Origin of the sequence: Metapseudomonas cellulosilytica, assembly GCF_049334135.1 — a bacterium.
Lineage (GTDB): Bacteria > Pseudomonadota > Gammaproteobacteria > Pseudomonadales > Pseudomonadaceae > Metapseudomonas.
The window spans coordinates 100,859-123,434 of record NZ_JBHZGN010000015.1; the positions used below are offsets into that span (position 1 = coordinate 100,859).

At 66.2% G+C, this 22,576-nt stretch carries 24 protein-coding genes; 11 read left to right on the top strand and 13 right to left on the bottom strand.

The genetic code is table 11. The features are described from left to right. Positions 1-77: 77 nt before the first annotated feature. The 3 genes from betT to ACFW0H_RS19290 all read right to left on the bottom strand — a co-directional run bounded on the left by betT (position 78) and on the right by ACFW0H_RS19290 (position 4,260). Positions 78-2,054, bottom strand: coding sequence for a choline BCCT transporter BetT (gene betT, locus ACFW0H_RS19280; RefSeq protein WP_422915469.1), 1,977 nt, complete (start codon positions 2,052-2,054; stop codon positions 78-80). 408 nt (positions 2,055-2,462) lie between these two features. Next, positions 2,463-3,959 carry a YifB family Mg chelatase-like AAA ATPase gene (locus ACFW0H_RS19285; protein ID WP_422915470.1) on the bottom strand — a complete coding sequence of 499 codons (1,497 nt, stop codon included), beginning with the start codon at positions 3,957-3,959 and terminating at the stop codon, positions 2,463-2,465. Positions 3,960-3,996: 37 nt separating this feature from the next. Further along, positions 3,997-4,260, bottom strand: a complete 264-nt coding sequence (locus ACFW0H_RS19290; RefSeq protein ID WP_422915471.1) for an accessory factor UbiK family protein — start codon at positions 4,258-4,260, stop codon at positions 3,997-3,999. A gap of 410 nt (positions 4,261-4,670) precedes the next feature. Here ACFW0H_RS19290 and glnK point away from each other — a divergent pair, with 410 nt between their 5' ends. From glnK to sutA, 4 genes are all read left to right on the top strand, one after another. Then, positions 4,671-5,009 carry a P-II family nitrogen regulator gene (glnK, locus tag ACFW0H_RS19295; RefSeq protein ID WP_003457590.1) on the top strand — a complete coding sequence of 113 codons (339 nt, stop codon included), beginning with the start codon at positions 4,671-4,673 and terminating at the stop codon, positions 5,007-5,009. Positions 5,010-5,043: 34 nt separating this feature from the next. Continuing rightward, on the top strand, positions 5,044-6,363 hold the full coding sequence (locus ACFW0H_RS19300; RefSeq protein WP_422915472.1) for an ammonium transporter: 1,320 nt from the start codon (positions 5,044-5,046) through the stop codon (positions 6,361-6,363). A gap of 137 nt (positions 6,364-6,500) precedes the next feature. After that, positions 6,501-6,926 (top strand): secondary thiamine-phosphate synthase enzyme YjbQ, encoded by a 426-nt coding sequence (locus ACFW0H_RS19305; protein ID WP_422915473.1) that lies wholly within the window; start codon positions 6,501-6,503, stop codon positions 6,924-6,926. Positions 6,927-7,002: 76 nt separating this feature from the next. Further along, the gene (sutA, locus tag ACFW0H_RS19310) at positions 7,003-7,320 is read left to right on the top strand and encodes a transcriptional regulator SutA (RefSeq protein ID WP_422915474.1); all 318 of its coding nucleotides are present in this window, start codon (positions 7,003-7,005) and stop codon (positions 7,318-7,320) included. Between the two features lie 222 nt (positions 7,321-7,542). On the opposite strand, the gene ACFW0H_RS19315 is transcribed toward sutA, so the two are convergent. The 6 genes from ACFW0H_RS19315 to lptM are packed head-to-tail and all read right to left on the bottom strand — an operon-like array spanning position 7,543 to position 12,105. Beyond that, positions 7,543-8,247: an HAD family hydrolase gene (locus ACFW0H_RS19315; RefSeq protein WP_422915475.1), complete on the bottom strand. Its 705-nt coding sequence runs from the start codon at positions 8,245-8,247 to the stop codon at positions 7,543-7,545. Next, a complete protein-coding gene (xerC, locus tag ACFW0H_RS19320) occupies positions 8,244-9,140 on the bottom strand; it encodes a tyrosine recombinase XerC (protein ID WP_422915476.1) in 897 nt (298 codons plus the stop codon). The genes ACFW0H_RS19315 and xerC overlap by 4 nt, the downstream gene beginning before the upstream one ends. A gap of 26 nt (positions 9,141-9,166) precedes the next feature. After that, positions 9,167-9,868 carry a DUF484 family protein gene (locus ACFW0H_RS19325; RefSeq protein ID WP_422915477.1) on the bottom strand — a complete coding sequence of 234 codons (702 nt, stop codon included), beginning with the start codon at positions 9,866-9,868 and terminating at the stop codon, positions 9,167-9,169. Beyond that, positions 9,865-10,695 (bottom strand): diaminopimelate epimerase, encoded by an 831-nt coding sequence (gene dapF / locus ACFW0H_RS19330; protein ID WP_422915478.1) that lies wholly within the window; start codon positions 10,693-10,695, stop codon positions 9,865-9,867. The genes ACFW0H_RS19325 and dapF overlap by 4 nt, the downstream gene beginning before the upstream one ends. A gap of 10 nt (positions 10,696-10,705) precedes the next feature. Then, complete coding sequence (gene lysA, locus ACFW0H_RS19335; protein ID WP_422915479.1) at positions 10,706-11,950, bottom strand: diaminopimelate decarboxylase; 1,245 nt, start codon at positions 11,948-11,950, stop codon at positions 10,706-10,708. A 14-nt stretch (positions 11,951-11,964) separates the two neighbouring features. Continuing rightward, positions 11,965-12,105 (bottom strand): LPS translocon maturation chaperone LptM, encoded by a 141-nt coding sequence (gene lptM / locus ACFW0H_RS19340; protein ID WP_003457568.1) that lies wholly within the window; start codon positions 12,103-12,105, stop codon positions 11,965-11,967. 274 nt (positions 12,106-12,379) lie between these two features. On the opposite strand from lptM, the gene cyaY reads away from it, so the two are divergent. The 3 genes from cyaY (at position 12,380) to rnk (ending at position 13,462) form a co-directional block, all read left to right on the top strand. Further along, positions 12,380-12,712 (top strand): iron donor protein CyaY, encoded by a 333-nt coding sequence (cyaY, locus tag ACFW0H_RS19345; RefSeq protein WP_422915480.1) that lies wholly within the window; start codon positions 12,380-12,382, stop codon positions 12,710-12,712. 34 nt (positions 12,713-12,746) lie between these two features. Further along, positions 12,747-12,944 carry a DUF1289 domain-containing protein gene (locus tag ACFW0H_RS19350; RefSeq protein ID WP_422915510.1) on the top strand — a complete coding sequence of 66 codons (198 nt, stop codon included), beginning with the start codon at positions 12,747-12,749 and terminating at the stop codon, positions 12,942-12,944. A gap of 110 nt (positions 12,945-13,054) precedes the next feature. Then, complete coding sequence (gene rnk, locus ACFW0H_RS19355; protein ID WP_422915481.1) at positions 13,055-13,462, top strand: nucleoside diphosphate kinase regulator; 408 nt, start codon at positions 13,055-13,057, stop codon at positions 13,460-13,462. 210 nt (positions 13,463-13,672) lie between these two features. Here the strand turns inward: rnk and ACFW0H_RS19360 are convergent, their stop codons facing one another. The 4 genes from ACFW0H_RS19360 to argH all read right to left on the bottom strand — a co-directional run bounded on the left by ACFW0H_RS19360 (position 13,673) and on the right by argH (position 18,674). Next, a complete protein-coding gene (locus ACFW0H_RS19360; protein ID WP_422915482.1) occupies positions 13,673-16,510 on the bottom strand; it encodes a class I adenylate cyclase in 2,838 nt (945 codons plus the stop codon). A gap of 108 nt (positions 16,511-16,618) precedes the next feature. Then, the gene (locus tag ACFW0H_RS19365) at positions 16,619-16,861 is read right to left on the bottom strand and encodes a TIGR02647 family protein (protein WP_069086196.1); all 243 of its coding nucleotides are present in this window, start codon (positions 16,859-16,861) and stop codon (positions 16,619-16,621) included. 79 nt (positions 16,862-16,940) lie between these two features. Next, positions 16,941-17,219 carry a hypothetical protein gene (locus tag ACFW0H_RS19370; protein WP_422915483.1) on the bottom strand — a complete coding sequence of 93 codons (279 nt, stop codon included), beginning with the start codon at positions 17,217-17,219 and terminating at the stop codon, positions 16,941-16,943. Between the two features lie 60 nt (positions 17,220-17,279). Then, positions 17,280-18,674, bottom strand: coding sequence for an argininosuccinate lyase (argH, locus tag ACFW0H_RS19375; RefSeq protein WP_422915484.1), 1,395 nt, complete (start codon positions 18,672-18,674; stop codon positions 17,280-17,282). A 218-nt stretch (positions 18,675-18,892) separates the two neighbouring features. On the opposite strand from argH, the gene ACFW0H_RS19380 reads away from it, so the two are divergent. From ACFW0H_RS19380 to ACFW0H_RS19395, 4 genes are all read left to right on the top strand, one after another. Beyond that, on the top strand, positions 18,893-19,975 hold the full coding sequence (locus ACFW0H_RS19380) for a sensor histidine kinase (protein ID WP_422915485.1): 1,083 nt from the start codon (positions 18,893-18,895) through the stop codon (positions 19,973-19,975). Next, positions 19,972-20,718, top strand: a complete 747-nt coding sequence (locus ACFW0H_RS19385) for a LytR/AlgR family response regulator transcription factor (protein WP_151138304.1) — start codon at positions 19,972-19,974, stop codon at positions 20,716-20,718. The genes ACFW0H_RS19380 and ACFW0H_RS19385 overlap by 4 nt, the downstream gene beginning before the upstream one ends. 133 nt (positions 20,719-20,851) lie before the next feature. Beyond that, positions 20,852-21,793 (top strand): hydroxymethylbilane synthase, encoded by a 942-nt coding sequence (gene hemC / locus ACFW0H_RS19390; RefSeq protein WP_422915511.1) that lies wholly within the window; start codon positions 20,852-20,854, stop codon positions 21,791-21,793. Then, positions 21,790-22,560, top strand: a complete 771-nt coding sequence (locus ACFW0H_RS19395; RefSeq protein ID WP_422915486.1) for a uroporphyrinogen-III synthase — start codon at positions 21,790-21,792, stop codon at positions 22,558-22,560. The genes hemC and ACFW0H_RS19395 overlap by 4 nt, the downstream gene beginning before the upstream one ends. Positions 22,561-22,576 lie beyond the last annotated feature (16 nt).

The following is a 22,576-nucleotide window of genomic DNA, read 5'->3' on the forward strand; positions in this document are numbered from 1 at the left end:
TGTGGGGGCGAATTCATTCGCCAAGGGCAGCGCAGCTGCCCCAAAAAAAGGTTTTTCACGGATTACCGGGTAAGGACTCAGCGCACCACATGCAGGAAGTGCAGGTGCTTCTCGTACTGGTCGAGCAGGTCGCCGATCACTTCCTCGCGGCTCCAGCCCATCACGTCATAGTCCTGTCCGCCTTCGCGCAGGTAGACCTCGGCGCGGAAGTACTTGCGCGCATCGCCATTGTCGTCGCCATTTTCGCGTGTGGCGAAGCGCGGCAGGAGGAAGGCGCGCGGGCGCACCTCGTAGCTGAAGTCCACATCCGCACCGTGCCCGACATTGAGCTTGCAGCGACCCTCCTCGCCATTCAGTACCTGCACCTCGTACCCCTGCTTGCGCAGTTCATCGGCCACCTCCTCGCAGGCGGGCTGCACCACTTCGCTGATGAAGCGGGTGACGTGGCTGCGCCGGGGGAACATCAGGATATTGCGCAGGCGCCGCTGCCAGCCGCCGTGCTGGCGCTGGGCCGGACGCGAGAGGTTGAGCGACTGGTAGCGAATACCGCGCTTGGTGGCATCCAGGCGCAGCGCCTTGAGCAGCCCCCAGGTAGCGGCCAGCAGCACCGCGGCGAAGGGCAGGGCGCTGGCGATGGTGGCGGCCTGCAGGGCCTTGAGGCCGTCGGCCAGCAGCAGGGCCATGGCGACCACCCCTACCAGGATCGACCAGAACAGGCGTTGCCACAGAGGCGTCTCGTCGCGTCCGCCGGAGGCCAGCATGTCCAGCACCAGGGCGCCGGAGTCGGCCGAGGTGACGAAGAACACTACGACCATGGCCACCGCCACCAGGGACAGGAAGTAGGCGAAGGGGAAGTGCTCGAAGAAGGCGAACAAGGCCATCGAGCTGTCCTGCCGGACCGTGTCCACCAGGTCGGTGAGACCCTGGTGCAGCACCATGTGGATGGCCGTGTCGCCGAACACCGTCATCCACAAAAGGGTGAAGCCGGCGGGGACGAAGAGGACGCCGCAGACGAACTCGCGGATGGTGCGGCCACGGGAGATGCGGGCGAAGAACAGGCCGACGAAGGGCGACCAGGACAGCCACCAGCCCCAATAGAGGATGGTCCAGCCGCCGATCCAGTCGGTGGGTTCGTAGGCATAGAGGTTGAAGGTCTTGCTGACGATGTCCGAGAGGTAGCCGCCGGTGTTCTGCACGAAGGTCTGCAGCAGGAAGACGGTGGGGCCCAGGACCAGCACCACCAGCATCAGGATCACCGCCAGGGCGAGGTTGAGCTCGGATAGGACGCGGATGCCCTTGTTCAGGCCACTGGCCGCCGACAGCGTGGCCAGGCCGCAGGTAAGGGCGATCAGGCCGAGCTGCACCGGGGTGCTGACCGGCAGGCCGAACAAGTGGTTGAGGCCGCCGTTGATCTGCAGCACGCCGTACCCCAGGGAGGTGGCGATGCCGAACACGGTCCCGAGGATCGCGAAGATATCCACAGCATGGCCGATGGGGCCGTAGATACGTTCGCCGATCAGCGGATACAGCGCCGAGCGCAGGGTGAGCGGCAGGTCGTGGCGGTAGCAGAAGTACGCCAGGATCAACGCGACGATGGCGTAGATCGACCAGGCGTGCAGGCCCCAGTGGAAGAAGGTGAGCTTCATCGCCTCCTTGGCCGCGGCCACGGTGTTGGGGTCGCCCACAGGCGGATTGGCGTAGTGCATCAGGGGTTCGGCGACACCGAAGAACATCAGGCCGATGCCCATGCCGGCGGCGAACAGCATGGCGAACCAGGTGCCGTGGGTGTAGTCGGGCTCGCTATGGTCGGGGCCGAGCTTGATATCGCCGAAACGGCTGACCGCCAGGAAGACCACGGTGATGAGGATCAGCGCCACGCTGAGGACGTAGAACCAGCTGGCGTTGAGCAGGATCCAGGCTTGGATCTGGCCGAACAGGGCCTGGGCCTGGTCGCGGGCCAGGGTGCTGTAGAGCACCAAGGCGATGATGAGTATTGCGGAGCCGAAAAAGACCGGCGGGTTGAGGGTGGATTGCGAAGACTTATTTGCCTCCATCGAGCTAGCTCTCCTTGTTATCGGATGGCCGCCACAGGCGGAAGGCGCAGCATCCTAGCACAGTCGATAGAGTCAACCTTTGAGTAGGAAATTTCCGATAGTTTTTGTTGTGATTTTTCCCCTTGGCGTGGCGGCGTATGAGTGCTGGTCTTTGTAGACCGGATGAATCCGGGAGCGCCGGCGGGACTGTCCCCGGATTTCATCCGGGTCAGAACGGTAGGTTGGGCTGAGGCACAAAGCCCAACGAGCGGGGCTTACCTAGGCACTGACCCAGCGCTGGCGCATCCAGTCGTAGGGTGGACCACGCTTTCCCGGTCCACCATTCGAGGCCCGGCATAACATCGCTGGTGGATGTAAAAAGCGACATCCACCCTACCTGGCTGATAGCTTTTGTAGTAGTTGTCCTGCTCAGGCCTGGAACTCCGGACGGTACTGCAAGGCTTCGGCCAGATGCGCCCGGCCGATCTCGCCGGTCTGCTCCAGGTCGGCCAGGGTACGGGCGACCTTGAGGATGCGGTGGGCCGCGCGCAGCGACAGGTTGAGGCGCTCGCAGGCGCCCTCCAGCCACTCGCGGTCGGGCTTGGCGAGGCGACAGTGATGACGCAGGCCGTTGAGGTCGAGGAAGGCATTGGCGCAGCCCTGGCGCCGGAGCTGCACCCGGCGCGCGCGGGCTACCTCACCGGCGGCTTCGAGGCTGCCAGGGCCGCTCTGGGCGGTGGGGGCCAGGGCGGTGGCCTCGCGAGCGACGGTCAGGTGCAGGTCGATGCGGTCGAGCAGCGGGCCGGACAGTTTGGCGCGGTAGCGCTGGATCTGGTCAGGCGTGCAGCGGCAGCGTCCGCCGGGGTCGCCGAGATATCCACAGGGGCAGGGATTCATTGCCGCCACCAGCTGGAAGCGGGCGGGGAAGCGTACCTTGTCGTTGGCGCGGGCGATGACGATCTCGCCGCTTTCCAGGGGTTCGCGCAGCACCTCCAGCACTTTCCTGTCGAATTCCGGCAGTTCATCGAGGAAGAGCACGCCCTGGTGCGCCAGGGTGATCTCGCCAGGTTTCGGCCGGCTGCCGCCACCCACCAGCGCCGCGCCGGAAGCACTGTGGTGGGGGTGGCGAAAGGGGCGCTGCGGCCAGACTTGCAACGGGGCATGGCTGGCCACTGAGTGAATGGCGGCCACTTCCAGCGCCTCATCGTCTTCCAGGGGCGGCAGCAGCCCGGGAAGCCGGCTGGCGAGCAGGGTCTTGCCGGTCCCAGGGGGCCCGCAAAAAAGCAGGTTGTGGGAACCCGCCGCGGCTACCAACAGGGCGCGCTTGGCGGCGGCCTGGCCCTGGACCTCGGCGAGGTCGGGGTAGGGCGGTCGTTCCTGCAGCAGGCCCCGGGACTGGTAGGGCGCCAGCGGTGTGTGGCCGGCGAAGTGGGCGGTCAGTTCCAGCAGGTGACCGGCTGCCAGGACCGTCAGGCCGGTGGCCAGGCTGGCTTCCTCGGCATTCTCCCTGGGCACCACCAGGGTGCGTCCGGCGGCCCGCGCCGCCAGCGCGGCGGGCAGGACGCCCTGCACCGGGCGCAGGGTGCCGGAGAGGGCCAGCTCGCCCAGGCACTCCACCTGCTCCAGGGGCTCGGTCGGCAACTGGCCGCTGGCGGCGAGCACGCCGAGGGCGATGGCCAGGTCGAAGCGGCCGCCATCCTTCGGCAGGTCGGCCGGGGCCAGGTTGAGCGTGATGCGGCGGGGTGGGAAATCGAAGCCGCTGTTCTGGATGGCGCTGCGGACGCGGTCCTTGCTCTCTTTCACCGCGGTTTCCGGCAGGCCCACCAGGGCCAGGGACGGCAAGCCGTTGGCGAGGTGCGCTTCGACGGTCACGGCAGGGGCTTCGACGCCGACCTGCGCGCGGCTGTGGACGATGGCCAGGGACATTGATCACTCCTTGATCGGTCCGCCGGCCGGACCGGGATCACTCGGCCGGCGGCGGGTTCAGCTTGGCTTCCAGTTCCGCGACCTTGGCCTCCAGGGCTTCCAGGCGTGCGCGGGTGCGGGCGAGTACCACCATCTGGCTGTCGAACTCGTCACGGCTGACCAGGTCGAGTTTGCCGAAAGCGCTCTGCAGCAGGACCTTGAACTGGGCCTCGACCTCTGCACGGGGCAGCGGGCTTTCGCCGCTGAACAGGCGCGAGGCGTGGGAAGCGAGGGTGTCGAGCAGGGCTTTGGGCGGCAGCATGGTGGGTTTCCGTAGGTGAATGGGCGGGAGTCTACCACGGGGGGGCGTGCCCGGACCGGCGATGGGCGGTGCACACTTTTTGAGCAATGGCATGGGGCGCTGCGCACCCCTTTGGTGCGATATGCGCCGCGATCCAGCGAGGTTCGGCCGGCACTAAGCCAGTATCTGCTTGAAAAAAGGCACTTTCCGCAGAGCTGGCAAGAATTCTGCTTGGTGCAGGGCGACGCATGCACCGATGCAGTTCCGGTGCACCGGGCGAGGCGGGGGAGTGTTTCGCCAGAAGCGGTTGGTTTTTTTGTTGGAGTGCCGAGCCAGGGCGGTCCGACGCGTTACAAAGCCAGACACTGCGCTTAGACTTGAGCCGGGTTCGTTTTTCCTGGGGCAAGTCAACCAAACACGGGAGAAGTTTCATGAAGCTAGTCACCGCCATCATCAAGCCTTTCAAGCTCGACGACGTGCGTGAGTCGTTGTCGGAGATCGGCGTGCAGGGCATCACTGTCACCGAGGTCAAGGGCTTCGGGCGGCAGAAGGGCCACACCGAGCTGTACCGTGGCGCCGAGTACGTCGTCGATTTCCTGCCGAAGGTGAAGATCGACGTGGCCATCGCCGACGACCAGCTGGATCGCGTGATCGAAGCCATCACCAAGGCTGCCAATACCGGCAAGATCGGTGACGGGAAGATCTTCGTAGTCAATCTGGAACAGGCCATCCGTATCCGTACCGGCGAAACCGGCACAGACGCGATCTAAGCCTCCGAACCCCAACGCCCCAGGAGAAAACAACATGACTCTGCGTAAGATCGCAGGGCTAGGAGCCCTTTTGTCCCTCGTTTGTCCCGGCCTGGCCATGGCCGCCGACGAGGTTGTGCTGAACAGCGGCGACACGGCATGGATGATCGTCGCCACTGCACTGGTGCTGTTCATGACGATTCCCGGCCTTGCGCTGTTCTACGGCGGCATGGTGCGGTCCAAGAACGTGCTTTCGGTGATGATGCAGTGCTTCGCCATCACCGGCCTGATCAGCATCCTGTGGGTGGTCTACGGCTACAGCCTGACCTTCGACACCACCGGCATGGAACAGGGCGTGATCAACTTCAACTCCTTCGTGGGCGGCCTGTCCAAGGCTTTCCTCAGCGGCCTGAACACCAGCAGCCTGGTGTATGCGGTGCCTGAGAGCGTGTTCATCACCTTCCAGATGACCTTCGCCATCATCACCCCGGCCCTGATCGTCGGCGCCTTCGCCGAACGCATGAAATTCTCCGCCATGCTGATCTTCATGGGCGTCTGGTTCACCCTGGTCTATGCCCCGATCGCCCACATGGTGTGGAGTGGCAACGGCGGCCTGATGTGGGACTGGGGCGTGCTGGACTTCGCCGGCGGCACCGTCGTGCACATCAACGCCGGTGTGGCTGGCCTGGTGGCTTGCCTGGTGCTGGGCAAGCGCAAGGGCTACCCGCACACCCCGATGGCCCCGCACAACCTCGGCTACACCCTGCTCGGCGCCGCCATGCTCTGGATCGGCTGGTTCGGCTTCAACGCCGGCTCCGCGGTAGCCGCCAACGGCACCGCCGGCATGGCCATGCTGGTCACCCAGATCGCCACTGCCGCCGCGGCCATGGGCTGGATGTTCGCCGAGTGGCTGACCCACGGTAAGCCGAGCGCCCTGGGTATCGCCTCCGGGGTGGTCGCCGGCCTGGTCGCCATCACCCCGGCCGCCGGTACCGTCGGCCCGATGGGCGCCCTGGTCATCGGCCTGGTGGCCGGCGTGCTCTGCTACTTCTGCGCCACCAGCCTCAAGCGCAAGGTGGGCTACGACGACTCCCTGGACGCCTTCGGCGTGCATGGCGTCGGCGGCATCATCGGCGCCCTGCTGACCGGCGTATTCGCGGCTCCGGCCCTGGGTGGCTTCGGCACCGTCGAAGACATCGGCGCCCAGCTGCTGACCCAGTTCGAAGGCGTGGCCTTCACCGTGGTCTACACCGGCATCGTCACCTTCGTGATCCTCAAGGTGCTGGACGTGGTCATGGGCCTGCGGGTCAACGAAGAGGAAGAGACCGTCGGCCTCGACCTGGCCCAGCACAACGAGCGCGGCTACAACCTCTGATCCAGGTGATTTCCCCGTCCGGCGGAAGCCGGCGGGGTGGTCGGGAAGAAAGCCGAAAGGGCGCCGCAAGGCGCCCTTTGCTTTTTCAGCGGCCGCGCTAGAATGCCGGCCGTAAGAGCCGAGACAGGTATTTGCGGATGTGGTGGCAGACCCTGATCACCTTGCGCCCGAGACCGCGTGGCTTCCACCTGGTCACCGAGGAAATCCTGGCGGCATTGCCGGAACTGCGGCGCTGTCGTGTCGGTCTGTTGCACCTCTGGCTGCAGCACACCTCGGCTTCCCTGACGGTCAACGAGAATGCCGATCCCGCGGTGCGACGGGATTTCGAGCGGTTCTTCAATCGGCTGGTGCCCCAGGGTGAAAGCGGCTATGAACATGATCATGAAGGGCCGGACGATCTGCCCGCGCACTTCAAGGGCAGCCTGCTCGGCTGTCAGCTGAGTCTGCCGGTCCGGGACGGGCAGCTGGCACTGGGCACCTGGCAGGGTGTCTACCTGGGCGAGCACCGCGACCAGGGCGGTGCGCGCAGGATTCTAGCGACCTTGCACGGCGAGGGGCGCTGAAATTTTTCCGGCGGCGTTAGAAAGCTGGCGCAGCTGGGCTATAACTAACCTGCTTTGGCAAGGCATGAGGTAGAACATGAGCGACGAAGAACTGGAACAAGACGAGCTGGAAGCGGCCGACGAGGAAGACGGCGAAGAGCTGGCTGCAGCCGATGATGGCGATAGCGACGACGACGGCGAAGCCGCTGCCCCCTCCGGGAAGGGCAAGGCCAAGGCCGCGGTCGACGTCGAAGAAATGCCCAGCATCGAAGCCAAGCAGAAAGAACGTGACGCCCTGGCCAAGGCAATGGAAGAGTTCCTGGCCCGTGGTGGCAAGGTGCAGGAGGTCGAACCTAATGTGGTAGCCGACCCGCCGAAGAAGCCGGACAGCAAGTACGGCAGCCGCCCCATCTGAGGTCGGCATCCGTCTAGAGAGCCCGCTACTGGCGGGCTTTTTCATGGGCGATGGAATGTGAGGGAGAGGTTGGGGGGGGCTCTTTCTGGTGTGGGGGCGATTTCAATCGCCAAGGGCGGCGAAGCAGCCCCATGACGTCCCGCTGGCAGGCCTACGGCCTGCTTGGCGAATGAATTCGCCCCTACAGGATTCCGGTGGGCCTGGACGTGTGATGGCCGACGCTCAATGCCACCTGGCCCAGCGCGCCAGCACCTCGGGCAGTTCCCGCAGGCTGGTGATCTCGGCGTCCGGCAATTGGTCGCCGCTCCATTCCTTGCCCAGCGGATTGAACCAGATGGCGCGCAGGCCGGCGCGGCGGGCGCCTTCGATGTCGTCGGCCGGGTGGTCGCCGATGTGCACGGCTTCCCCGGGGGCGACTCCGCCACGCTTGAGGGCCTCGAGGAAGGGCATGGGGTCCGGCTTGCCGATGCCCAGCTCCTCGGCGCAGAGGGCGAACTTGAAGTAGTCGGCCAGGCCCAGGCGGCGCACGTCGGCGTTGCCATTGGTGATCACGCCCAGGCTGTAGCGGTTGGCCAGGCGTTCCAGGGTGGGCACGGTGTCGGGATAGAAGGTGATGCGGTGACGCGCCTGGAGCATGGCCTGGAAGGCGCCTTCGGCCAGGTCCATGGCGTCTTCGCTGCTGTAGCCGACGCCTTCCAGTGCCCGACGCAGGGTGCGCCGGCGCAATTCGCTGAGGCGGTGCTTGAGGCTGGGCTCGGCGGCCAGGACCTCGGCGCGAATCGCCCAGAGGTGTTCCACCGGCAGGGCACCGAGCACCGGTGTGTGTTCCATCAGCCAGTCGCGCATGGCCGTTTCGGCGCCTTCGATCACCGGGCGGTTGTCCCAGAGGGTGTCGTCCAGGTCGAAGGTGATCAGCTGGATGCTCATTCGTCCGCTCCGCGTCGCTTGGCTCTTGGGTGGGCCTTGTCATAGACCGAGGCCAGGTGCTGGAAATCCAGATGGGTGTAGATCTGGGTAGTGGTGATGTCGGCGTGGCCGAGCAACTCCTGCACCGCCCGCAGGTCCTGTGACGATTCCAGCATATGGCTGGCGAAGGAATGCCGCAGCATGTGCGGATGCAAATGCTGGCCCAGTTCACGAACCCCGGCCTGGCGCACGCGCAGCTGGATGGCACGTGGCGTCAGGCGGCGGCCCTGCTGGCTGACGAACACGGCCGGTTCGCCCGGTCGGCTCGCGGCGCGCAGCGGCAGCCACTCTTCCAGCGCCTCGCGCGCCTTGCTTCCCACCGGCAGCTCACGGGTCTTGTTGCCCTTGCCGCGCACCCGCACCAGGCCGGCGGCGAGGTCGAGGCCGTCGAGATCGAGGCCCACCAGCTCGGACAAGCGCAGGCCGGACGAGTAGAAAAGCTCCAGCATGGCCTGATCGCGGCGAGCGATGAAGTCGTCTTCCACGGCGCCGTCCAGCAATTGCTGGGCGCGGTCGGCGTCCAGCGCGCGAGGCAGGCGGCGGGCGCCCTTGGGCGCGGCGAGACCACTGGCCGGGTCGTGGCGGCAGCGGCCTTCGCGGATCAGGTACTGGTAGAGGCCGCGCACCGCCGACAGCAGGCGGGCCAGGCTGCGGCTGGACAGGCCGTCCTGGTGCAGCCTCGCGATGAAGCCGCGCAGGCTGCGCACGTCCAGGTCGCTCCAGTCGGCGATGGCGTATTTCTCGCAGAGCGCGCGCACCTTGAGCAGGTCCCGGTGATAGCCGTCCAGGGTATGCGCCGAGACCTGGCGTTCGCTGCGCAGGTGGTTCAGGTAGGCATCCAGGTCGGCTTGCATGGGACTTCCTTGGGCTGCGCGGCGGGTTATCTCACCGAGCGCAGCGGAGTGGCGAAGCGCGGCAGGACACGGGCCAGGACTTCGGCGATGTAGCCGAGGAACAGCGTGCCCAGGGAGCTCTTGTAGTGCTGCGGGTCCGGACTGCCGATGGCCAGCACGCCGTGCAACCCCTGGTGGGTCAGGCTGACCACGGCGGCCGAGCCGACCTGGTCGCGCTCCTCGATGCCGAAGAGGAATTCCAGTTCATGGCTGCGCAGCACGCCGCAGATGGTCTTGCCGCCGGCCAGCAGGCCGCCGATGCTCTGGTGCGCCTCGGCGGTGCTGACGCTGCGGCCCACCGGCAGACTGTTCTCGCTGAACAGGATGAGGCTGACGAAGGGCACCTGGAATTCATGGCGCAGGCTGTCCTCCACCGCGCCCACCACTTCCTCCAGGCTGGAGGCGTCGAGCAGGTCGAGCACCAGGCGGCGGGTCTTGTCGAACAGCCGGTCGTTCTCGCGAGCCACGTCCATCAATTGCGACAGGCGATGGCGCATCTCGATGTTGCGCTCGCGCAGCAGCTTGATCTGGCGTTCCACCAGGGAAACGGCATCACCCGGTTGGTGCGGGATGCGCATTTCCGGAATCAGCTCATCGTGATGGACGAAGAACTCCGGATGGTGGCGCAGGTAGGCGGCCACCGTTTCGGCATCGAGGTGCTGCGGCTGATCCTGGTGCTGGTCGGTCATAGGCGAACATGTCCTTCGAATACGCGGACGGCGGGTCCGGTCATCATAACGGGGGTCCCGGGGCCGGCCCACTCGATGGACAGTCGGCCGCCCGGCAGTTCGAGCTGTACCGGGGAGTCCATCCAGCCCTGGCGGATCGCCGCCACCGCGGCGGCACAGGCGCCGGTGCCGCAGGCCTGGGTTTCCCCGGCGCCACGTTCCCAGACGCGCAGTTTCGCCTGCTTGCGGTCGATGATCTGCAGGAAGCCGACGTTGACCCGCTGCGGGAAGCGCGGATGGTGTTCCAGCTTCGGCCCCAGGCTGTGCACCGGCGCGGTGGCGACGTCGTCCACCCGCAGCACCGCGTGGGGGTTGCCCATGGAGACGGCCGCGAGCTCGACGACCTGGCCGTCCACCTCGACCGGGTAGCTGAGGGCTTCGGCGTCGGCGACGAAGGGAATCTGCTGCGGGACCAGGCGTGGCGGGCCCATGTCCACGGTGACCTGGCCGTCCGGCCGGACATCCAGTTCGATGATGCCGCCCTTGGTTTCGACGCGGATGCGCTTCTTCACCGTCAGGCGCTTGTCGAGGACGAAGCGGGCGAAGCAGCGGGCACCGTTGCCGCACTGCTCCACTTCCGAACCGTCGGAATTGAAGATGCGGTAACGGAAGTCGACGTCCGGATTGGTCGGCGCTTCGACGATCAGCAACTGGTCGAAGCCGATCCCGGTATGGCGATCGCCCCATTGCTTGGCGTGCTTGGGCTGGATATGGGCGTGCTGGCTGACCAGGTCGAGGACCATGAAGTCGTTGCCGAGGCCGTGCATCTTGGTGAAGCGCAATAGCATGGCTGCGCCCTCACTGCGGCAGCAGGCTTTCGCCGGCGTAAAGGTCTTCGATCGTTTCGCGGCGGCGGACCTCGAAGGCCTGCTCACCATCCACCAGTACCTCGGCGGCACGGCCGCGGGTGTTGTAGTTGGAACTCATCACGAAACCGTAGGCGCCGGCGGAGCGAATCGCCAGCAGATCGCCCTCGGACAGCACCAGATTGCGATCACGGGCGAGGAAGTCGCCGGTTTCGCAGATCGGGCCGACCAGGTCGTAGGTGCGCTCGTCGCCGGCATGGGGCTGCACCGGCACCACATCCATCCAGGCGTCGTAGAGCGCCGGGCGGATCAGATCGTTCATGGCCGCATCGATCACGGCGAAATCCTTGTGTTCAGTGTGCTTGAGGTATTCCACCTGGGTCAGCAGGACGCCGGCGTTGGCGACGATGGAGCGGCCTGGCTCGAACAGCAGTTCCAGGTTGCGGCCCTGCAGGCGCTGGCGCACGGCCTGGATGTACTCGCCGGGCAGCGGCGGCTGTTCGTCGCGGTAGCGCACGCCGAGGCCGCCACCGAGGTCCAGGTGGCGGATGGCGATGCCGCGCGCGCTCAGGCGGTCGATCAGTGCCAGCAGGCGGTCGAGGGCATCGAGGAAAGGTTCCAGGCTGGTGAGCTGCGAGCCGATGTGGCAATCGACGCCGATCACCTCGAGGTTCGGCAGGCTGGCGGCCTGGGCATAGACGGCTTCCGCTTCTTCGATAGCGATACCGAACTTGTTTTCCTTCAGGCCCGTGGAGATATAGGGGTGGGTACCGGCATCCACGTCCGGGTTCACCCGCAGGGAAACCGGGGCCTTCACTTCCATGGCGGCGGCCACGTTCTGCAAGCGTTCCAGTTCGTTGCGCGACTCGACGTTGAAGCAATGCACACCGGCTTCCAGCGCGCGGCGCATGTCGTCGCGGGTCTTGCCGACGCCGGAGAAAACGATGCGGCCAGGCGCGCCACCGGCAGCCAGGACCCGTTCCAATTCACCGCTGGAAACGATGTCGAAGCCCGCACCGAGGCGCGCCAGCAGGTTCAGCACGCCGAGGTTGGAGTTGGCCTTGACCGCGTAGCAGACCATGCCCGGGCCGGCCAGGGCGTCGGCATAGGCCCGGTAAGCGGCTTCGATGGCGGCTCGGGAATAGACGTAGGTGGGCGTGCCGAAGCGGGCGGCGATATCGGACAGCGCTACGCCTTCCGCGAACAGCTCCCCGTCGCGGTAAGTGAAAGCGTCCATGGCTGTTCCCCCGATCAGCGGATGTACACGTCTTTCTGGTGCTCTTTCGCCGCTTTCTCGTCGTCGGGCATGTAAAGCGGGCCTTTCTGGCCACAGCCGGCCAGCAGACAGGCGACGGCGAGCAGGGCGACGAAGGGGGCGTGGAGTCGCTTCATGACGGAGTCCTTGCAGAAAACGTGAATTGTTCCGGAGTATACCGACCCCCCGACGCCTTGCCTATTCGCCGGAGTTCCCGCCCGGCGTGGCCTGCGGGCCTCTGCGGGGCTAGCATTGACGGCTGAAAAAGGAGATCCCATGGATAGCGCCGCGGCCGATGTCGGCTCGGTCTCGGTCACCTGTCTACCCGGGTTATCCTTCAGCCAACTGGACCGGACAGCGCCTCGGCGAGTACCGTCGCCCCCCACACTCCATGCCCTGAGGTAGAACCCGATGACTTTGAGCGAAGCCCAATTCCACGACCTGGTCGATGCCGCCCAGGCACTGGTGGAGGACGCATTCGACGATAGCGACCTGGACTTGGATCTGGAAAACACCGGTGGCGTGCTCACCGTGCGCTTCGAAAACGGCAGCCAGGTGATCCTCAGCCGCCAGGAACCGTTGCGCCAGCTCTGGGTGGCGGCGCGCTCGGGGGGCTTCCACTTCGATTACGACCCGGCCAGCGGCCGCTGGATCTGCGACAGCAGTGACGAGCCCCTGGGTGAGCTGCTCAGCCGCGTGACCCGCGAACAGGTGGGCGAAGACCTTGAGTTCGACGAGCTCTGACAGCGCGCCCACGGCCCGCCATCCGTCGCCCTGCGTGCGCCGCTGCTGCCTGGACGATGCCGATGTCTGTGTCGGCTGCGGCCGGACCCTCACGGAAATCTGCGAGTGGAGCCAGGCCAACGACACGCGCCGCCGCGAAATCTGCGCCGCCGCCCTTCTGCGGCGGCGCCCTTCTGCGGCGGCGCCCGACGCCCGGCTGACCGGGCGGTCTTGCCAATCGCCGCCGGGCTGACGTACTGTCGGGCTTCCGGATGAGTTGTCCGGAGAGACAGATTCAGAAACCCCGCCTTCGGGCGGGGTTTCGCTTTTTTCGCAACTTGCACAAGGAGTCGCGCGTTCGCCATGAACACCCAGCCGCCCATCACCATCACCCGTCTCGACCTGCAACGCCTGGAGCGCCTGCTCGACAGCCTGGAGGAGTTCGGCCCCGCCGCCGAGGCGCTGGAGCGCGAGCTGGCTCGCGCCCAGGTGGTTGGTCATGAGGAAGTTCCGCCGGGCGTGGTGACCATGAATTCCCGCGTGCATTGCCGGGAGGAAGGCAGTGGCAAGGACTACCACCTGACGCTGGTCTACCCGGAGGACGCGGGTGGCGAGGGCAAGGTGTCCATCCTCGCTCCGGTGGGCAGCGCGCTGCTCGGCCTGTCCGTCGGCCAGCATATCGACTGGCCGGTTCCCGGCGGCAAGACCCTCAAGCTGACCCTGCTGAACGTCGAGTACCAGCCCGAAGCGGCCGGCGAATACGCCCGCTGATCCGCACGACCTTGTAGGGGCGATTTCAATCGCCAAGCGGACCGCAGGTTCGCCCTTCGAAATTTGCATGGGGCGGCTACGCCACCCTTGGCGAATGAATTCGCCCCTACAGGACAGAGGCCGGCGGTTCAGCTCTGTAGGATGGGCTGTCCGAATCAGCGGATTGTAAGCGCTTTCAATCGCGAATGAATTCGCTACTACAGAGCTGACTCAGGCGTCGCGCAATGCCCGGTTCAGCCGTTCTTCCAGTTCGACCTTGTAGCGCAGGTAGTGGACCGTCTGTGCCTGGCCCTTGCCCGGGACCCGCGACAGGTCCAGGTCGGTGATGTAGCAGGGATAGCGCTCCGGCACGCGGCGCTGCGCGAGGATGTGCCGGGCCACGGCGGCGAACAGGCCGGCACCGTATTCCAGCTCGGAGAATTCCCGGTGGTTGCAGTAGAGGGTGGCGTGGACCTGGCCCTGTTCGCCGGGCTCGACGATCGCCTGCACGTCATAGAAAGGGTGGCTCACTGCCGCCGTGGGGGCCGCGCGGCGCTCCAGCTGGCGGCCCTGGCGCACCACCTCGTAGTAGAGGATTTCCGCTGCCGGCGGTACCTGCGGGCTGTCCAGTGGCAACAGGGCGTTGCGCCGGTAGAGCAGTGACTGCAGGAAGCGGTGCAATGGCGTCAGCAGGCTCTGCTCGTCATGAAAGGGCAGGCGTTGGCGCCACAGTGCGTTGTGCTCGTCCAGCAGGCTGATCTCGGCGCTGTCGCCATCCTGGCGATAGAACACTTGAATGCAGTCGGGCCGGCCCAGCGGCAGGATCAGCGCCAGGTCCTGGTCCTGCAGGGCGTGACGGTCCAGTTGCAGCGGGCTGTAGCCCGGCAGGTCACGGCCCAGATGCTCCACCAGTGCCGGCAGGTCCGCCAGGCTGGCGTGGCTGACCTGGCCCGGTTCCAGTTGCAGCACGTGGAAGCGCTGGCGCACCTGCAGCAGGAAGCGCGATACGCCTGTGGCGCCGAGCATCTTGCGGGCATCGCCGAACAGCTCCTCCACCCGCTGGCCGATGGCCTGGGCGCGATTGCGGCAGAAGCAGCGCACCCGCAGTTCCGGCTGGGCGCCGTCGGCGGGCAGGCTGTTGAGGTAGTCGCGCAGGCAGGAGAGCAGGGCGTCGGGACCTTCATAGCGCCGCACCAGCATCTCGTTCCAACTGTTGAGGGTCACCTGGTCGATGGTCTGCACCAGGTTCTCGCGCACCCCGGAAAAACCCAGTGCATCCGTACGTTCGCTGATCAGGTGCAGATTTTTCTGGCTGTGCTGCTTCAGCGGGTCGATGCCGACGTTCACCAGCAGCAGCACCTCGGCCGGTACGCCGGCCCGCAACAGCGCGTTCTCGTCCACCTGGCCGAGGGGCTGGGGGAAGGCCTGCTGCAGGCTCGCCAACAGGTTGGAGAGTTCCGCTTCGGTGAGGTCGCTGGCGCCGGGGTGCAGGGAGATCCGGGTGCCGACGTCGATCACGCCATTGCGGTGGCACCAGGCAAGCAGGGCGAGCAGTTCGCGGCTGCGCTTGAGCGGGGCGAAGTCCTGCCATTCCTGCACGTTCAGGCTGCCGGAGAACAGCGCCCACTGGGTCTCGCCCTCGGCTTCCGGGCTGGGGCACTGCACCAGGGTCAGGGTGTCTTCGGCGATGTCCGGGGCGATGCCGGGATTGATGAATTCCACCTTGCCCGCCTTGCGCTCGAAGGCGGCATAGAGGCGTCGGCCGAGCACGCCCAGGTCACGCCTGCTGAGGGTACCTGTGGCCTGTTCGCTGCGGGCGAACTGGGAGAGGAAGCGGTAACTGTAGGTCAGCTCATTGACCAGGGCACGACGCTCGGCGAGCACCTGGCGCACCTTCCACTGGCTGCGGCTGTCGAGCATCGCCAACTGGCGGTGCGGCCAGCGCCACTCCGCGGTCAGGCGCTCCAGCAAGAGGCGCTGCCAGCTCTTGCTGCGGCTGCGTGGCGGCCTGCTGAGCTTCTTGTTCACCTTCAGGTAGAGGCAGCGGCGGATCAGCTCGAGGCGCTCGGATTCACCGCGCTCGCGCAGGTATTCCTCCAGGCGCCGGTAGACCACCATGTAGGGGTCCAGCTCATCGAGGTCGAGGCGGTTGGCGTAGACCGCTTCCTTGAAACGCAGGGACAGGCAGGCCACCTGCGGATGCTCGCTGGCGTAGACCTCGGTGAGCAGCAACTTGAGCACCGATTTGTAGGGTGACTCGATGCCCTTGTAGAGCTGCCACATGCTGGCGCCGATGAATTCGCCGGGCGGAATGTGGGCCAGGTGGCCGAGGTCGAGCACTTCCTCGGCGCGGATGAATCGCTTGGTCAGCAGGGTGCGGGTGTACTCGGCGTAGCGCGCTTCCTCGTACACCGGCACCAGCCACCAGAGCGGCGTACGCCCGGCGAGCCAGATCGCGGTGCGGTAGAACTCGTCCAGCAGCAGGTAGTGCTGGGTCGTGCCGCAGTCGTCCGAAGTCAGCCGCGCCTCGCGGTCGCCCCGGGTGAAGCGGACCGGGTCGATCAGGAAGAAGTGCGCCTCGGCCCCCTGGTTGGCCGCCCATTCCTCCAGGGCGCTGCACTTGCGCTGCAGTTCGGCGATCGCGCCGGCATCCAGTTCCGCCGCATGGCAGACCCAGATGTCCATGTCGCTCTGCTCGGCCTGGGCAATGGTGCCCAGGCTGCCCATCAGGAACAGGCCGTGGATGGGGGCGGGTTGCGGGCCACGGCGTGGCTTGTAGGCGAAGGAGCGGGTCAGACGCTGGGCTTCGGCCAGCAACTCGTCGTCGGGTTCAAAGGCGGCGACCCCGGCCGGCGCGGTAGCGGAAACGTAGCCGGGCAGCAGCGGGTGATTGACGTGGAACAGCAGCGGCAACAGCTTCAGGACCAGTTGTTGGCGCGTGGACAACGCCTGCATGGCGCGGCTCAGCCGGCCGTCATTGACCTTGAGGAAGCGGGCGCGCAGCTGCGCGAGGACCTTGCGGTCGATGCCGTCGTCGATATCCGGGCGGATTTCCTGGGTGCGCGTCATGCTCTGTACTTGTCCCGATGCTGGCGGCCCGGCCGGCAGCCTTGACTGCCGGCAGGCCTCCGCATTGTATCGCCCGCGATGTTACCGACTTGAGCGGCGCGTGGTGCGTCAGGCGTGTTCGGGCAGGAGTATGGTGCGCAGGGCCTGGACGTGTTCGGCGGCATCGAGACCCAGGCTGGTCAGGTAGCCGCCGTCGGCTTGGGTGATCAGGCCCTTCTGGTGCAGCCGCATCACTGCGGCCTGGGCCCTGGGGTTGGCGCTGTTGTGGACCTTGATGCCTTCCTGGGTGTTATCCAGGTTGAACAGGGCCAGCAGTTCGAATTCGGCGATGAGTTCGGGGGTGAAGACCATAGTCGCTCCTAGTTCTTGTTGTACAGCGGAGGCCGGCGTGAGCCGGCCGGAGTCTGGAGTCTTGGGAGTGTAGGCGAGGTCAGGCCTGATCTTCCGGCAGGTCGGGTAGCGCCCGCAAGGCCCTTTCGTACCATTCGCCGTCGAAGGCGCGATCGGCTTTGAGCATGGCGTCGATTTCGTGGGCCAGCACCAGGGCCATCAGCTGGAGGATTTCCTCGCGCTCGTACCCTACCAGGGTCAGCTTGTTGAAGGTGGCGCGGGCGGCGGGAGGACTGTCGGCCTCGATCTGGTTCTCGATGGCCTGGATCAGGGTGGCTTCGGCGAAGGCCTCTTCGCCGTCATCAATGTCGTCGGTCATGGCGATTTCCTGTCATCGGCGAAGCCGGGCGGTGCATGCGGGCGCCGCCCGGTGAGCGGGTCAGCGGGCGGCGAGCAGGGCCTTGCCGCGCTGGACGGCGGCACGCACCTGGTTCGGCGCAGTGCCGCCGATGTGATCACGGGCGTTGACCGAGCCTTCCAGGGTCAGCACGGCGAAGACGTCGTCGCCGATCTGGTCGCTGAACTTGCGCAGCTCGTCCAGGCTCATCTCGGCAAGGTCCTTGCCGCTGTCCACGCCGTACTTCACTGCATGGCCGACGATTTCGTGGCAGTCGCGGAAGGGCAGGCCCTTGCGCACCAGGTAGTCGGCCAGGTCGGTGGCGGTGGAGAAACCACGGCGGGCCGCCTCGCGCATGATCTCGCGCTTGGGCTTGATGGCCGGAACCATGTCGGCGAAGGCGCGCAGGCTGTCGCGCAGGGTGTCGGCAGCGTCGAACAGCGGTTCCTTGTCTTCCTGGTTGTCCTTGTTGTAGGCCAGCGGCTGGCCCTTCATCAGGGTCAGCAGGCCGGTCAGGGCGCCGAACACGCGGCCGGACTTGCCGCGCACCAGTTCCGGCACGTCGGGGTTCTTCTTCTGCGGCATGATCGAGGAGCCAGTGCAGAAGCGGTCGGGCAGGTCGATGAACTGGAACTGGGCGCTGGTCCAGAGCACCAGCTCTTCGGAGAAGCGCGACAGGTGCATCATCGCCAGGCTCGCGGCGGCGCAGAATTCGATGGCGAAGTCACGGTCGGACACGCCGTCCAGGGAGTTGCCGGAGACCGCCTCGAAACCGAGCAGCTGGCAGGTGACCTCACGCTGGATCGGGTAGGTGGTGCCGGCCAGGGCGGCGCTGCCCAAGGGCATGCGGTTGACCCGCTTGCGGCAGTCCACCAGGCGTTCGTGGTCGCGGCTGAGCATTTCGAACCAGGCCAGCAGATGGTGGCCGAAGGTCACCGGCTGGGCGGTCTGCAGGTGGGTGAAGCCGGGCATGATGGTGTCGGCTTCCGCCTCGGCCAGGCCCAGCAGGCCCTGCTGCAGGCGGGTGATCTCGCCGAGGATGGTGTCGATCTCGTCGCGCAGCCAGAGGCGGATATCGGTGGCCACCTGGTCGTTGCGCGAACGACCGGTGTGCAGCTTCTTGCCGGTGACGCCGATGCGGTCGGTCAGGCGCGCCTCGATGTTCATGTGCACGTCTTCCAGGTCCACACGCCAGTCGAAGCTGCCGGCCTCGATCTCGCCCTGGATCTGTTTCAGGCCGTCGATGATGGCATCGCGTTCGGTTTCGCTGAGTACACCGACCTGCGCCAGCATGGTGGCGTGGGCGATGGAGCCCATGATGTCGTGGCGGTACAGGCGCTTGTCGAAGTCAACGGACGCGGTGAAACGGGCGACGAAGGCGTCGACGGGCTCGCTGAAGCGGCCACCCCAGGACTGGTTGGTCTTGTCGGTGCTCATGGGTTCACTCGATGCGGAAGGTGAAAGAAAGCCGATGGGCCGGAAAATACCGTCGATAATACCAGTGTTGCCGGAAAAACCGGCGCGGCCTGTCCGGTCGGGGGCAGGGCGGTTTGCCGGGGCCTTCACGGAAGTGCCGTGGGATTGATGGTTCAGTACTGGCTTTTGCCCGGCGGCCCCGGCTTGTCGCCTGCCGGGCCTTTGGGGATATGTCCGGGATGCACAAGCGCCTGACCAAGAAAGCGCATTCGAAAAGCGCCAACGACGATTTCTTCCTGCCTGAGCTCTGCCTGCCGGAGGCCCTGCTCGGGCTGGTGCTGCTGGCGGAGCTCCTGGTGCTGGTGCTGGTGCTGGCCGAGCCCATGCTGCCCAGTTTCAATTGGGTGCGGTTGGCCCTGACCTCGCTCTTCGTGCAATGGATCGTCCTGCTCTCGGCGGCGCTGCTCTGCCAGCTCCGGCCGCTGCTGGCGCGCATGCGGGCGTCTCTGGCCGGTGGCCTCTGCTGCGCGCTGGTGGTCGGGCTGACCCTGGCCGGCACCGCGGTGGCCGACTACTTCGACCTCGGCGGGCCGATGCCGCGCAGCGGCGAGGTCAACCTCTACCTGCGCCATGGACTCATCAGCCTGATCATGTCGACGCTGCTGCTGCGCTATTTCTACCTGCAGAGCCAGTGGCGCAAGCAGCAGCAGGCCGAACTCAAGGCGCGTATCGAGTCCCTGCAGGCGCGCATCCGCCCACACTTTCTCTTCAACAGCCTGAACAGTATCGCCAGCCTGGTGGTGATCGATCCGGACAAGGCGGAGCAGGCGGTGCTCGACCTGTCCGACATTTTCCGTGCCAGCCTGGCCAAGCCCGGAACCCTGGTCGACTGGGGCGAGGAACTGGAGCTGGCGAAACGATATCTCTCGATCGAGCAATATCGTCTCGGAGAACGGCTACAGTTGGAGTGGCAGGTGGAAGAAGTACCGGAAGATCTGCCCATCCCCCAATTGACGCTGCAGCCCTTGCTGGAGAACGCCCTGATCCATGGCATCCAGCCGCGCATCGAAGGGGGGCTGGTACGAATCGAAGCGGATTATCGCGATGGCATGTTCCGCCTCTGCGTGAGCAACCCTTACGAAGAGGCCCAGGGGCAGTCGCCATCGCGTGGTACCCAGCAGGCTCTGCGCAATATCGACGCGCGCCTGACGGCACTTTTCGGGCCGCGGGCAAGTCTCAGCGTGGAGCGCCGTGACGGCCGCCACTTCACCTGTCTACGCTATCCTTGTGCGAGACTCACGCAGGAAGCCCGTGCGATATGAATGTCCTGATCGTCGACGATGAACCCCTTGCCCGCGAGCGCCTCAGCCGTCTGGTCGGCGACCTCGAGGGGTACCGTGTCCTGGAGCCTGCCGCCAGCAATGGCGAGGAGGCGCTCACCCTGATCGACAGCCTCAAGCCGGATGTGGTTCTGCTGGACATCCGCATGCCTGGCCTGGATGGGCTGCAAGTGGCCGCCAGGCTTTGCGAACGCGAGGCGCCGCCGGCGGTGATCTTCTGCACGGCCCATGACGAGTTCGCCCTGGAGGCCTTCCAGGTCAGCGCCGTCGGCTACCTGGTCAAGCCGGTGCGCTCCGAATCCCTGGCCGAGGCGCTGAAGAAGGCCGAGCGGCCCAACCGTGTGCAACTCGCTGCGCTGACCCGTCCGGCTGCGGTCAGCGGGAGCGGTCCCCGAAGTCACATCAGTGCCCGTACCCGGAAAGGAATCGAGCTGATTCCCCTGGACCAGGTGATCTTCTTCATCGCCGACCACAAGTACGTGACCCTGCGCCATGAACACGGCGAAGTGCTGCTGGACGAACCGCTGAAGGCGCTGGAAGACGAGTTCGGCGACCGTTTCGTGCGCATCCACCGCAACGCCCTGGTGGCCCGCGAGCGGATCGAGCGCCTGCAGCGAACCCCGCTCGGGCACTTCCAGCTGTACCTCAAGGGCATGAACGGCGAGGCGCTGACGGTCAGCCGCCGCCATGTCGCCGGCGTTCGCAAACTGATGAACAACCTGTAGCGGGCTGCCGCCAGTCGGCCCGTTTCCTATCGACTGCGTTTATTCGCAAGCCGGTGTCGTTCCGCGACATCCGCTCGCGCCCTGGCCGCTCGCGGGCCTGTTATGATTCCGGACATAACCGTTTCCGGAAGTGATCATGTCCCGCGAGATCCGCATTGCCACCCGCAAGAGTGCCCTGGCCCTGTGGCAGGCCGAATATGTCAAAGCCCGTCTGGAAGAAGCCCACCCCGGCCTCAAGGTCAGCCTGGTGCCCATGGTCAGCAAGGGTGACAAACTGCTCGATGCGCCCCTGGCGAAGATCGGCGGCAAGGGCCTGTTCGTGAAGGAGCTGGAAACCGCCCTGCTGGAGAACGAAGCCGATATCGCCGTGCACTCCATGAAGGACGTGCCCATGGACTTCCCCGAAGGCCTCGGTCTCTATTGCATCTGCGAGCGCGAAGACCCGCGCGATGCCTTCGTCTCCAACCGCTTCGACAACCTCGATGCACTGCCCGCTGGCAGTGTGGTCGGCACCTCCAGCCTGCGCCGCCAGGCCCAGTTACTGGCCCGCCGGCCGGACCTGAAGATCCAATTCCTGCGCGGCAACGTGAACACCCGCCTGGCCAAGCTGGATGCCGGTGAGTACGACGCCATCATCCTCGCCGCCGCCGGCCTGATCCGCCTTGGCTTCGAGGCGCGCATCCGCTCCGCCATCAGTGTCGAAGACAGCCTGCCGGCCGGCGGCCAGGGGGCCGTGGGCATCGAGTGCCGCAGCGCCGACAGCGAAATCCATGCCCTGCTGGCGCCCTTGCATCATCAAGCGACCGCCCTGCGCGTCAGCGCTGAGCGCGCCCTGAACAAACGCCTCAATGGCGGTTGCCAGGTGCCGATCGCCTGTTATGCGGTGCTCGAAGGCGACCAGCTCTGGCTGCGCGGCCTGGTGGGCCAGCCCGATGGCGGCCAGCTGCTGCGCGCCGAAGGCCGTGCCGCCGCTGCACAGGCCGAGGCCCTGGGCACCAGGGTGGCCGATGAGCTGCTGCAACTGGGCGCCGGGGAGATCCTCAAGGCGGTCTACGGCGAGGCCGGTCACCCGTGACGGGCTGGCGGTTGCTGCTGACGCGCCCCGTCGAGGAGTGCGAAGCCCTGGCCGCGACCCTGGCCGAACAGCAGGTCTTCAGTAGCAGCATGCCGCTGCTGACCATCGAGCCCCTCGCGGAGTCGCCCGAGCAGCGCGGCATCATCCTCGAACTCGACCGTTACTGTGCGGTGGTGGTGGTCAGCAAGCCGGCGGCACGCCTCGGTCTCGACCTGCTCGACCGCTACTGGCCACAGCCTCCGGCGGGGCAGCGCTGGTTCAGCGTCGGCTCCGCCACCGGGGCGCTGCTGGATGCCTATGGCCTGCCGACGGCCTGGCCGGCCAGCGGGGATGACAGCGAGGCTCTACTGTCGTTGTCAGCGTTTTCGGATGCGTTGGCGGTCGCCGATCCAAAGGTCCTTATCATGCGCGGCGAGGGTGGCCGAGAATTCCTCGCCGAGCGCTTGCGCGGCCAAGGCGTCGCGGTCGACTATCTGGAACTCTACCGGCGCTGCCTGCCGGAATACCCGGCGGACGCCCTCGCGCGGCGGGTCGAGGCGGAATGCCTCAATGGCCTGGTGGTCAGCAGTGGCCAGGGCCTGGAGAACCTCCAGCGACTGGCGGGCGACGCCTGGGCCGATCTGGCGCACCTGACCCTGTTCGTACCCAGTCCGCGCGTGGCCGAGCAAGCCATCGAAGCGGGCGCGAAGAATGTTGTTGATTGCCGTGGTGCCAGTGCCGCGGCCTTGCTGGCGGCGCTCAGGCAGCATCCGGCGCCGACCCTTTGATGCGAAGGATGGATAC